This is a genomic window from Acetitomaculum ruminis DSM 5522 (assembly GCF_900112085.1).
In the GTDB taxonomy this organism is placed as follows: Bacteria; Bacillota; Clostridia; order Lachnospirales; family Lachnospiraceae; genus Acetitomaculum; species Acetitomaculum ruminis.
Genome location: NZ_FOJY01000025.1, coordinates 18516 through 31692 on the forward strand (window position 1 = coordinate 18516; position 13177 = coordinate 31692).

General features: G+C 33.6%; 9 protein-coding genes. All 9 read left to right on the plus strand.

The genetic code is table 11. The annotated features are described in order from the left end of the window. The first annotated feature begins 26 nt into the window (after nt 1-26). Nucleotides 27-548 (plus strand): adenine phosphoribosyltransferase, encoded by a 522-nt coding sequence (locus BM153_RS12385; protein ID WP_092874547.1) that lies wholly within the window; start codon nt 27-29, stop codon nt 546-548. A 25-nt stretch (nt 549-573) separates the two neighbouring features. Then, on the plus strand, nt 574-2874 hold the full coding sequence (locus BM153_RS12390) for a RelA/SpoT family protein (protein ID WP_092874550.1): 2301 nt from the start codon (nt 574-576) through the stop codon (nt 2872-2874). 14 nt (nt 2875-2888) lie between these two features. Then, on the plus strand, nt 2889-3512 hold the full coding sequence (locus BM153_RS12395) for an MBL fold metallo-hydrolase (RefSeq protein WP_092874553.1): 624 nt from the start codon (nt 2889-2891) through the stop codon (nt 3510-3512). An 89-nt stretch (nt 3513-3601) separates the two neighbouring features. Beyond that, a complete protein-coding gene (gene hemZ, locus BM153_RS12400; protein WP_242949152.1) occupies nt 3602-4966 on the plus strand; it encodes a coproporphyrinogen dehydrogenase HemZ in 1365 nt (454 codons plus the stop codon). Between the two features lie 24 nt (nt 4967-4990). Beyond that, the gene (gene hisS, locus BM153_RS12405; RefSeq protein ID WP_092874559.1) at nt 4991-6241 is read left to right on the plus strand and encodes a histidine--tRNA ligase; all 1251 of its coding nucleotides are present in this window, start codon (nt 4991-4993) and stop codon (nt 6239-6241) included. Between the two features lie 22 nt (nt 6242-6263). After that, entirely contained in the window at nt 6264-8060 is a 1797-nt protein-coding gene (gene aspS, locus BM153_RS12410; RefSeq protein WP_092874562.1) for an aspartate--tRNA ligase, read from the plus strand. 538 nt (nt 8061-8598) lie between these two features. Next, nucleotides 8599-9468 carry a DegV family protein gene (locus tag BM153_RS12415; protein ID WP_092874565.1) on the plus strand — a complete coding sequence of 290 codons (870 nt, stop codon included), beginning with the start codon at nt 8599-8601 and terminating at the stop codon, nt 9466-9468. 1228 nt (nt 9469-10696) lie between these two features. Then, on the plus strand, nt 10697-11512 hold the full coding sequence (locus BM153_RS12420) for a hypothetical protein (protein WP_092874568.1): 816 nt from the start codon (nt 10697-10699) through the stop codon (nt 11510-11512). Between the two features lie 154 nt (nt 11513-11666). Then, on the plus strand, nt 11667-13177 hold a 1511-nt coding region (locus BM153_RS13785; protein ID WP_177205694.1), incomplete at its 3' end, for a hypothetical protein.

Below are 13177 nucleotides of genomic sequence, written 5' to 3' on the forward strand. Positions count from 1 at the left end.
ATTTATGCATTATAGGAGGAAATATAATGAAAACCATTGACGATTATATTAGAAGTATTCCGGACTTCCCAGAGGAAGGTAATATTTTTAGAGATATTACTACAGTTATTTCCGATAAAGATGGCTTACAGTTAGCTATCGATGAAATGGCTGCCCTTGCAGATGTTGATTTTGACCATGTTGTGGGACTTGAAGCCAGGGGATTTATTTTTGGAATGCCTTTAGCCTATAAGTTAAAAAAAGGATTTATTCCCGTAAGAAAAAAAGGTAAATTACCATGTGAAACGGAATCACAGGAATATGATCTTGAATATGGTACAGCGACTATTGAAATTCATAAAGATGCTTTAAAACCGGGTGATAAGGTAGTTATCGTGGATGATTTACTGGCTACCGGAGGAACAATAGAAGCGGCTATAAAACTGGTTGAAAAGCTTGGCGCAAAGGTTGAAAAGATAGTTGTGCTTGTTGAGCTTAAAGGATTAAACGGAAGAGAAAAAATTGGTAATTATAACATAGCAAGTGTAGTTGCATATGATGGTAAATAAAAATAACTAAGAAATGGTGATGTGTATGAAAGAAAGTTCCGAATTCGCAAAAGGAGAAAAAAAGGAAGAATTCGTAGAAGAAAATGTCAGGGACATGGATGACTTTACCAGTCCGGAAGATATTTATAAAGAGCTTATTGCAAGCGTAAAAAAATATCATCCTTCTGATGATACTTCTATGATTGAAAAGGCTTATAATTTGGCGAAGACTGCCCATGAGGGACAAAAGCGTAAATCAGGTGAGCCATACATCATTCATCCTTTATGTACAGCTCTTATACTGGCTGATTTAGAACTTGATAAAGAAACAATTACAGCAGGAATTTTACACGATGTGGTAGAAGATACCATTAAAACTCTTGATGAGATAAAGGATGAGTTTGGCGAAGAAGTGGCTTTGCTTGTGGATGGAGTCACGAAGTTGGGACAACTTTCATACGACGCAGATAAAATAGAAATTCAGGCTGAAAACTTAAGAAAAATGTTTTTGGCTATGGCAAATGACATAAGAGTAATTCTTATAAAACTGGCCGACAGACTTCATAATATGAGAACCTTGCAGTATATGAGGCCTGAAAAGCAAAAAGAAAAAGCCAGAGAGACCATGGATATTTACGCTCCTATAGCTCAAAGACTTGGTATTTCAAAGATTAAGATAGAACTGGATGATCTGGCTTTAAAATATCTGGAACCGGATGTTTACAGAGATTTAGTTGAAAAGATAAATTTAAGAAAAAGCGAAAGAGAGTACTTTATAAAAGATATAGTTGAAGTCATAAGTGATTATCTTAAAGAATCTGATATAGATGCTTATATATATGGTAGAGCCAAGCATTTTTTCAGTATCTATAAAAAAATGGTAAATCAAAACAAAACTCTGGATCAGATATATGACCTTTTTGCCATTAGAATAATAGTTGAATCCATAAAGGATTGTTATGCGGTACTTGGTATAATACATACAAAATACAAGCCTATTCCTGGGCGTTTCAAAGACTACATTGCCATGCCAAAAGACAATATGTACCAGTCTTTACACACTACTCTTATTAGTGATAACGGTACACCTTTTGAAGTTCAGATAAGAACCTATGAAATGCACAGAATTGCCGAATACGGTATTGCGGCTCACTGGAAATACAAAGAAAGCTCTGACGGAAAAAAAGTAGGCAAAAACCAGGAAGAGGAAAAACTTGCCTGGCTTAGACAGATTCTTGAATGGCAGCAGGATATGTCAGATAACAAAGAATTCATGAATCTTTTAAAAAGCGACCTGGATCTTTTCTCTGATTCAGTATTTTGCTTTACACCTACAGGAGATGTAAAATCTCTTCCGGCAGGTTCAACTCCGGTGGATTTTGCATATAGTATACATAGTGCCGTGGGAAATAAAATGATTGGTGCCAAGATAAATGGCAAGCTTGTTCCTATTGATTACCGACTTCAAAACGGAGACAGGGTGGAAGTTTTAACATCCCAAAATTCCAAGGGACCAAGCAGAGACTGGCTGAACATTGTAAAAAGTACTCAGGCTAAAAACAAGATAAATCAATGGTTTAGACATGCCAGCAAAGACGATAATATTGCCAAAGGAAAAGAACTTTTAGGACAGTATTGTAAAGTTAAAGGCATAAATCAAAGTGACATTTCAAAAAGCGAATATATTACTACAATAACAAAAAAATATGGCTTTGATTCCTGGGATTCTGTTTTGGCTACTGTGGGGCGAGGTGGACTTAAAGAAGGTCAGGTTATAAACAGACTGGTAGAAGAATTCAGAAAAGATAAAGTCAAAAGTGTAACAGATAAGGATATATTAGAACAACAGGATAATGAGATAAATCAGGTACATGACAAGCCTCGTTCAAAAAGCGGTATCACAGTAAAAGGCATACATGATGTAGCTGTCAGATTCTCAAAATGTTGCTCACCTGTTCCCGGTGATGAAATATGTGGTTTTGTTACAAGAGGAAGAGGAGTTTCCATACACAGAACAGATTGCATAAATATTATTAATCTTTCTGAATTTGACAGAAACAGGCTTATAGATGCGGAATGGGAGTCAGTTAATGAAAGAATTCCGGGTCTTTATCTGGCAGAGATAAAAATATATGGAAACAATAGAACAGGACTTTTGGTTGACATCAGTAAAATATTTACTGAAAGACAAATAGATATAAATTCGATCAACTCAAGAACCAGTAAACAGGGTATTGCTACCATAGCGATAGCCTTTGGTATAAAAAGCAAGACCGAACTAAACAGCCTTATTGAAAAGATAAGACAGGTGGAAAGTGTTATTGATGTTGAAAGAACAACCGGTTGATATGGAGAGAAAATATGTTTGAATTAAAGAGGTATCTGGTAGGAGAAATACAGACAAATTGCTATATTCTTTATAATGATGATACAAAAGAATGTATTATGGTTGACCCGGGAGACGAGGGTAAGCGTCTTTACAAAATTCTTGAAGATGAAGGGCTTACATTAAAGGCTATTCTTATAACCCATGCCCATTTTGACCATATTTGTGCAGCACAGTTTATAGCAGATAAAACCGGGGCTAAAATAATAGCAGGTAGCGACGAAAAAGAATCATTTTTAAATGATGTCATAAATCTTACCGGATATTATCATGGACAGTCACCAAAGGTGGATGTTTTTTACGATGATGGAGATGAAATATCTTTGATAGGTTTATCCATAAAAGTTATATTTACTCCTGGACATACGATAGGAAGTGTCTGTTATTATATAGATAGCGAAAAGCTTTTATTTAGCGGAGATACTTTATTTAACTATTCCGTTGGAAGAACTGATTTTCCTACGGGAGATAAAGATGCAATAGTCAGATCTTTAAATGACAGACTTATGAAACTTGATGATGATGTAAAAGTAATGCCGGGACATGGACCGGATACTACCATTGGTTTTGAGAGGGAAAATAATCCTTTTGTTTTATAAAAATGATAAAAGTATATTTAAATAAAGATGAATTTAGCTATGATGTCTATTCCTTGATAAAGGCATTTTATCCAAAAGAGGATATAAGCATGAAAGAAGATGAACCTTCCGACATGCTTTTTAAAATTGAATATGAAAAAAATGAAATTATAGTCAGCTGTTTTAAAAATGAAGAGCTGATTAATTCATGTAAAGATAAATGTGATTACACAGATAAAAAAATTACAAAAAATATTTTAAAAAGAGTATTGTATAAATGTCTTTCAAACACCCAAAAAAAAGAACTTCCCTGGGGAACTATGACTGGTATCAGACCTGTACGAATAGTTTCTAATCTTTTAGAAGAAAAAAACTATAGTGATAATGAAATAAAAAAATATCTTAAAGATTATTATTTTGTTTCTGATAAAAAATGCGACCTGGCTATAGAAGTGGCTAAAGTTGAGAAAAAGGTTTTAGATTCCTTTGATTACAAAAAAGGTTACAGTCTTTATATTGGGATTCCTTTTTGCCCAAGTAGATGTCTTTATTGCTCATTTACAGCCTATTCCATAGATAAAATGAGACATTTTGTTATGCCTTATATTGAAGCTTTACAAAAAGAGCTGGCATTTATAAGAGAATATATGGATATGGAACCGGATACAATTTATGTTGGAGGAGGAACTCCTACAGCATTAAATGAAGAAGAGTTGGAAATACTCTTAAAAAGTATAAATAATACTTTTGATGTTACTTCTTTAAGAGAATTTTGTGTTGAGGCCGGTCGTCCGGACAGTATTACAAAAGAAAAACTTCGCATTTTAAAAGAATATAATACGGAAAGAATATCCATAAATCCCCAGTCTATGAATCAAAAAACCCTGGATATTATAGGAAGGGCTCATAGTGTAGCAGATATCTATAAAACCTTTGAAGATGCCAGAGATGCAGGGTTTAAAAACATAAATATGGACATGATTACAGGACTTCCAAATGAAGACGAAGAAGATGTGATGCACACCTTAGAATGTATAAAAGAATTATCACCGGAATGCCTTACGGTACATTCACTGGCATTAAAGAAAAAGTCCAGACTAAATCTTAATAAAGAAGATTATACTAATCTTAAAATAATCAATGATGGAAATATAAATACAAAAACCTATGATTTTGCAAAAGATATGGGAATGAATCCTTATTATTTATACAGACAGCAAAATATAGCCGGAAACTATGAAAACATAGGATACAGTCTGCCGGGTATGGAGGGAATATATAATATTTTAACCATGGAGGAAAGACAGAGTGTATTGGCGGCAGGTGCCGGAAGTATTAGCAAAAGGGTATATTCCGATGGCACTACCATTAAAAGATGTGATAATGTTAAAGATATAAAACTGTTTATAGAAAATATAGATGAAATGCTTGAAAGGAAAAGAGAACTTTTTAAGACTTTTCATGAAGATTTATAAAAGCTGAAAATTGGAGGAAGAAAAATGGCACTTAAGAAGAAACCTGTAACAGGAATGAAGGACATACTCCCTAAAGAAATGGCTATCAGGGAATATGTTCAGGCACAGATTAGAGAAACCTACAAATCTTTTGGATTTTCATCTATTGAAACTCCTTGCGTGGAACACATTGAAAATCTTTCAAGTAAGCAGGGTGGAGAAAATGAAAAGCTTATTTTTAAAATTTTAAAAAGAGGAGAAAAATTAAAAATTGATGAGGCAAAAAGCCAGGAGGATTTAGTTGACGGAGGTCTTAGATATGACTTAACTCTTCCTCTTTCAAGATATTTTTCAAATAATTCAAGTGTATTATCCCAGCCTTTTAAGGCACTTCAAATGGGAAATGTGTGGAGAGCTGACAGACCTCAAAGAGGCCGTTTCAGACAATTTATGCAATGTGATATAGATATTTTAGGAGAGGCATCTGTTTTGGCAGAGATTGATCTTATCTTAGCCATGACAACTTTGCTAGGAAAACTGGGCTTTAAAAACTATTCCATTAGAATAAATGACAGAAGAATGCTTAAAGCCATGGCTTCCTATAGCGGATTTTCAGCAGATATATTTGATACAGTATTTATTATACTTGATAAAATGGATAAGATAGGGCTTGAAGGAGTAAGAAAAGAGCTTTTAGAGGAAGGCATTGAAGAAGAAAAAATAGATAAATATTTAGCTCTTTATGAAGAAGTGACTAATGACCTTTCAGGAATCAGTTACTTAAAAGGAAAGCTTGGAGATTTTCTTTCACAAGAAGTTTCAACAGGTTTGGAAACCATTATTTCCAGCGTTTTAGATGCCGGAAATGAAAACTTTAATATAATATTTGACCCGACTTTGGTAAGAGGAATGTCATATTATACAGGACCTATTTTTGAAATATCCATGGATGAATTCGGTGGCTCTGTAGGAGGCGGTGGACGCTATGATGAAATGATTGGAAAATTCACAGGAATGGATATACCTGCCTGCGGATTTTCAGTAGGATTTGAAAGAATAGTTATGCTTCTTATGGAAAGTGGTTTTGAAGTACCTGATGAAGGAGAAAAAATAGCTTATTTAGCTGATAAAAAGCTTTCAAAAGATGAACTTTTGGAGGTATTAAAACTTGCTTCCAAAGAAAGAGCAAATGGAAAATGTATAAGTGTAGTTACAATGAATAAAAATAAAAAATTCCAGAAACAGCAACTTAGTGAGGCTGGATATACTGAATTTAAGGAATTTTTTCCACAATAATATATATACGGAGGAATAAAAAATGTCAGAGTCAATGCAAGGACTTAAAAGAAGCCATAGATGTGCAGAGCTTTCAAACTCAAATATAGGCAATGAAGTTACAGTAATGGGTTGGGTTCAAAAAAGAAGAAACCTGGGAAGTCTGATATTTGTGGACTTAAGAGATAGAAGCGGATTACTTCAGATAGTTTTTGATGAAAACAGTGTTGGAAAAGAAGGGTTTGAAAAAGCCGGAACCTTAAGAAGTGAATTTGTACTTGCTGTTACAGGAGAAGTTGTAAAAAGAAGTGGAGCAGTAAATACAAATTTAAAAACCGGAGAAATCGAAGTTATAGCCAAATCCTTTAGGATTTTATCAGAGTCTGAGACCCCTCCATTTCCGATTGAAGCTAATTCACAAACAAAGGATGAAATTCGTTTAAAATACAGATTTTTAGACTTAAGGCGTCCGGATATTCAAAGAAATCTTATTCTTAGAAGTAAAGCTGCCACAGTAATAAGAAACTTCCTTACAGAAGAAGGATTTTTAGAGATAGAAACACCTATACTTATGAAATCCACACCTGAAGGCGCAAGAGATTATCTTGTACCAAGCCGTGTTCACCATGGAAAGTTTTATGCTCTTCCACAGTCACCACAGTTATTTAAGCAACTTTTAATGTGCTCAGGATATGACAGATATTTCCAAATTGCAAAATGCTTTAGAGATGAGGACTTAAGAGCTGACCGTCAGCCGGAGTTTACCCAGGTTGATATGGAGTTATCCTTTGTAAATGACGAAGATGTAATGGAAGTCAATGAAAGACTTATACAAAAATTATTCAAAGATTTAATAGATGTAGATGTTGAGCTTCCTCTTCAAAGAATGAAATGGATAGATGCCATGAACCAATATGGTTCAGATAAACCGGATACCCGTTTTGAAATGAAAATTATAGATGTATCAGAAGTAGTAAAGAACTGCGGTTTTGGTGTATTTACTTCAGCCCTTGAAAATAATGGATATGTAAGAGGTTTAAATGTAAAGGGACAGGCAGGTATGCCTAGAAAGAAAATTGACGCATTGGTCAAAGATGCAAAAGAATTAGGGGCAAAAGGACTTGCTTATCTTTGTGTAAATGAAGATGGCAGTTACAAATCCTCTTTCGCAAAATTTATGGCAGATGAAGAATTAAAAGCAATTTGTCAGGCTATGAATGCTGAAAATGGAGACCTTCTTTTATTTGCAGCTGATTCCTTCAAGGTAGTATGTGATGTACTTGGAACTTTAAGATTAAAACTTGCAAAAACCTTAGATTTAATAGATGAAAACAAATTCAACTTCTTATGGGTAACAGAATTCCCACTTCTTGAGTGGTCAGAGGAAGAAAACAGATATACGGCAATGCATCATCCATTTACAATGCCTATGGAAGAAGATCTGGATAAGATAGAAACAGACCCGGGGGCAGTAAGAGCGATTGCTTATGACATAGTATTAAATGGTGTAGAGCTTGGTGGTGGTTCAGTTCGTATCCATCAAAACGACATTCAGGAAAAAATGTTTGAAACCTTAGGCTTTACAAAAGAAGATGCTCATGAAAGATTTGGATTTTTGTTAAATGCATTTAAGTACGGAGTTCCGCCACATGCAGGACTGGCTTATGGATTTGACAGACTTATAATGCTTATGGTAAAAGCAGACAGTATCAGAGATGTAATGGCATTTCCAAAGGTTAAAGATGCTTCCTGTCTTATGACAAAAGCTCCTGATGTGGTAGATGCAGAACAGTTAAAAGAACTTGGTATAGAGATTTTAGATGAGGAAAGCGAAGAGTAGTAGTTAAGAAAACTATCTAAAGCGATATTTTAATCTAAAAAGTAAGTTTATTCACACCCTTTTGTAAGGCTTTGATAACACAAACTTTCAATAGACACGAAAAAACACTTAGGATATAATAGTTTTAATTTGAATTCAGTGGCACGAAGTGCCACTGAATTCATGAGGAAGAAGCGAAGCGGATTCCGAATATCCGATTTACAAAAGTGGCACGAAGTGCCACTGAATTCATGAGGAAGAAGCGAAGCGGATTTAAGAATGTCCGATTACTTTGTTAGGCGGTATTTGTGCCGCCTAATTGTTTGAACGCAGTGTAAGCAATCCCCCGCTTCAAAAGCGTAAGCTTTAAGCGGGGGTATAAGCTTACTAGTGTCAGAAGGGGTTAAAGCCCCTTCTGACAGGTGGCACAAAGTGCCACTGAGTTCATGAGGAAGAAGCGAAGCGGATTCCGAATGTCCGCTTTACTAATGTAAGTATTGAAAGAATCATATTAACCCCAAAAACAGATAAAAAATATAGAAAACAGGTGTGATAAATTATGGCAAATATAGCAATAGTAACAGATAGTAATTCAGGTATCACTCAGGCTATGGCAAAAGAAATGGGGATACATGTTCTCCCTATGCCTTTTACTATAGATGGCGAATTGTTTTACGAAGATATTAGTCTCACTCAGGAACAGTTTTATGAAAAATTGCTTTCTGACGCTGAAGTATCTACATCCCAGCCGTCACCGGGGGATGTTTTGGATCTTTGGGATAAGCTTCTTTTAGAGTATGATGAGATAGTACATATTCCAATGTCATCAGGTCTTAGTAGTTCCTGCTCCACAGCCACAGCCTTGAGTGCTGACTATGACGGAAGAGTACAAGTTGTTAATAATCAAAGAATTTCGGTTACCATGAGACAAAGTGTGGAAGATGCAGTAAACATGGCAAAAGCTGGTAAAACAGCAAAAGAAATCAAAGAAATCATGGAAGAAGAAAAATTTGAGTCAAGCATCTATATTATGTTAGATACCCTTAAATATCTAAAAAAAGGTGGAAGAATAACTCCGGCAGCAGCTGCTATTGGTACAGTTCTTAAGCTTAAACCGGTATTACAGATTCAGGGAGAAAAGCTGGATGCGTTTTCAAAATCACGAAATATTAAACAGGCTAAAAAAGTAATGATTAGTGCTATGAAAGATGATTTTGAAAAGAGATTTTCCAAGGCGTATGCTGATAATGATATGACACTTGCAATTGCTCATACTCAAAATTTTGAAGCTGCCAGTGAGTTGGCAAAGGAATTATCTGAAACCTTTGATTTGGAAGTAAAATATGTTGATCCTCTGTCATTAAGTGTTTCCTGCCACATTGGCCCTGGAGCTTTAGCAGTTGCCTGCGCGAAAAGATGGCATGAATAATTTTTTATAAAAATGGATATTGTATTGAAAATAGCTGTCCTGCTGTATTTTGTAGGGCAGTTTTTGCTTGTAAAAATAAGGAAGAGGAAAAACTATAAAGTTTAAAAATTAAAGAAAACAGTTATGTGAAAAAAACATTGGATTATTAATAAAAATTTTCAAAGAAGTAAGAAAACTATTTACATAATAAAATTACAGTGTTATAATTTCTATTGGTATTTGGTGAATTTGCACTAAAGTACCGCGTCAAAGATTAGTGGGAGTTGCTAATTATATAAATATTAATCGGCTTATTTCAAAATATAATGTTAAAAAAATTTAAAATCGTGTTTATTTGTAAGTGATATATGGTAATCATTTACAAGATTTTATATTTGTTAAAAACAAGGAATCCGGTGCAAATCCGGAACACGCTTGCCCGTACTGTAAGGCGGACGAAAGCAGCAATATTATATATGTGCATTCCAGTATGTTGTGCTTTTCATCGTATTAAAGATATTCACATTACAATTACAATATAAAAGATGATTTTCCTTTTTATATATTAAGGATAAATGCACGGAACAAAACGAATTGCAAATGTATAATAATCCACTGGATGAAAATCCGGGAAGGTGCTGTTATTAGGCTGATGCTAAGTCAGGATACATAATAATTAAAACTTAACTTTGGGAAGAAGTGGGTTTTTGTGTTAATATTTTAATTCGGTTAAAATATTAATGAAAAAAGTTGAGATCTATCTTATCGCTATTATCTAAAACGATAATTAAATCTGGCATTTAAATGAGTAAGTACTATGTGGGAATAAAAATTATTCTTGTTAAAAAAGAAAAAAATTCCAGTATATAGAAAATATGACCATTCATTTCTAAAAATAATCCCAAAGTTGAGATATAAAAAGGTAAGCCTTCCTTGCTTAAATAATGAAGGTAAAGGTCAAAATCCAAATTTTTACTGTATAGTTTTAATGAAGCAGTAGTAAAGCAAATTAAAGTGACTAAAAAATAATTGCTTTATTTATTTTATAAGTCGCAAAAGATTAGGGATGGACTTTTCCTCATTACAATAAAGATAAAACAGAGAAAGTCTGTTTTTAAGATGGGAGATGATGAAAAAGGTTATGAAGACAAGAAATATATTGAGTCTTTTTAACGGTAACCCGTAAACATTTCTTTGAAAGAAATACTGCACAACCACTTAAATAATAGAGGAAGGAAGATTATGAAAAGTGGAAAAAGAAAAATTAAAAACTATATTTTTAGGAGGAAAAAACATGAAAAGAAATAGTATTAAAAAACTGTTAACCCTTATGTTAGCCTTTGTTATGGCTTTCACACTTTATTTACCGGCAGCTGCTGAAGAACAGCAACCTACAGAACCTGTAACTCAGAATACCATTACAGTTAGCGTAAAGGTTAGAACAACAGCTCTTAATGAAAAAACGTTGACATCAAATGAGAAAGTAACACTTCCTGCCGGTTCTACGGCTTTAGATGCTATAAGAGCAGTATATGGGGGGTTACATCTAAAAACAACAGTCAAAGATGGAGTTACATATTATGAAGATGGGATGTTAAAATGGCATACTTCTCAATGGGGAAACTATCTTACTGCAGTTAAGGTACCTGGTCATAGCAATACTAATAAATATTTTGGAGATAATGGAACTCCTTCTACATGGCATATTTCAAGTGGGGAAGGATATAAGTTTATTGGTAATTTAAATGATCTTGAAGATGACTTATATGGTGAAGGTAATATTAATTCAACTTTTACTAATAAAGTAAATGAAAATGGTTATTTAAGTGAAAAAGATTATAATAAATATGCAGGCTGGATGATAATTATCAATAAAAGCACAGATAATCTTGGCTGTGATCAAGTATTAAAAAATAATGACAAGGTAGATCTTAACTTTACTATGTTTATGGGATTTGATTTAGGGCAAAAAAGCTGGGCAGAAAATGCTCAAGGCCAATGGGTTGAAAAACCAGCTTGGACCATTTATTCTTTTGAAAATAATGAATTTCCTATAATCTTATAAAAATTAATTAAAAAACTTACAAATCTATAAAATCAGGAGTCTTTAGGGCTTATATTATAAGGCTACTGATTTTTTAGAATCAATTTTTAAATACAGCGGATAGAAAATATTTGCTATAAAAAACTAAAATGTGAGTTTAAAGATAGGAGAAAAAATGTTTAATAAAATAAAAAGAAATAGCATTTATTTAGTAGCTGTTTTTATGGCAGCTTTTATATGTTTTAGCGGACAAAAAGTCTTGGCAGAAGGCACATTTGCTCCGGATGCAGAAGGCATTTATCATATAAATTCTCTGGAAGACTGGGATGCTTTTTTTGAAACCCTTGGGACAGGAGAAAATTTTAAAGAAAAGACAGTATGTCTTGAAACAGATTTAAGTATAAAAGCTAAAACTTATGAAAATAATACTAATTTAAAATTTAAAGGGGTGTTTGATGGTAAGGGACATAAAATTACCTATTCTAATGATAATATGACAAGGGATACTGCTTTATTTCCTATAAGCATAAGAAGTTCAACCATTAAAAATTTAGAAGTTTTTGCAAAAGACTGTATTCTTGATGCCAAAGAAAAATTTAGGACTGAAGGGTGTATATTAAATGGTTATGGTGGAAGTTCCAGTGAACAATTAACTTTTGAGAATATTAAAATCTATGGTGATATAAAGGTTATTTTAGATCCTTCTAATCATAATAATATAAATTGTGGCGGAATGGTAACGGGCAAATCAAAAGTTAAAAATTGTGTTGCAAAAGTAAATTATACTATAGATGAAGAATCTCTTGATGCATTTTTACAAAATACGGAACAAAGAAAAGCTAGTATAGTATTAGGCCAATTTGGTTATCAACCATCAGCGTCAGGTGTGCAATATGAAAATTGCTATGCTTTGGGAGAATGTTCAGAATCTGTTTTAACTGCTGCAAAAAAATTATCGGATTATTATTCTAAACTAGAAGAGAATAGTTCTTCTAATTATATGTTAGTAGCAGCTTTTGTGGGAGGTAGAAGTACCAGTACACAAGAAGATTGTTTTTATGTTAAAGACAAAGCAAATGTAGCTTGTAATGAAGAAGTTGCAGTTGGACTTAAAACTTTCTTTTTCGCTGATGAGTCCATGGAAAAAACTATAGAAGAGCTTAAAAATCAGGATACCTTTATTAGCTATGATTTAGTCGATACCTGGGGAATGTCTGAGTACATAAATGATGGATATCCTTATCTTAAAGCTTTAGTAAATGAAGACCTTGTAAATATTGTAAACGGTATTGCAGCACTTCCTGATGCTGACAAGCTTACTTTAAAAGATAAGGAAACTGTTACAAATCTTAAAAAAGCTTTCGATGCCTTAAGCGAGGATGATAAGGCTGACATTTCTTACGACCTTTTAAATGAAAAACTTACAAATGCTAAAGAAACAGTTGATACATTAGAAAAACAAGAAGAAGAGCGTAAGAAAAAAGAAGAGGAAGAAAAAAAGAAACAGGAAGAAGAACGCAAGAAAAAAGAAGAAGAACGTAAGAGAAAAGAAGCTACAAAGAAGGGTAAGAAGTTTAGCTTAAAAGGTTATAAATATACAATAACCACAGCTTCACAAAAAAATCCTACAGTTACCATTACAGGTTACAAGAATAAGAACCTTAAGAAAATCTCCGTTCCGGAAAC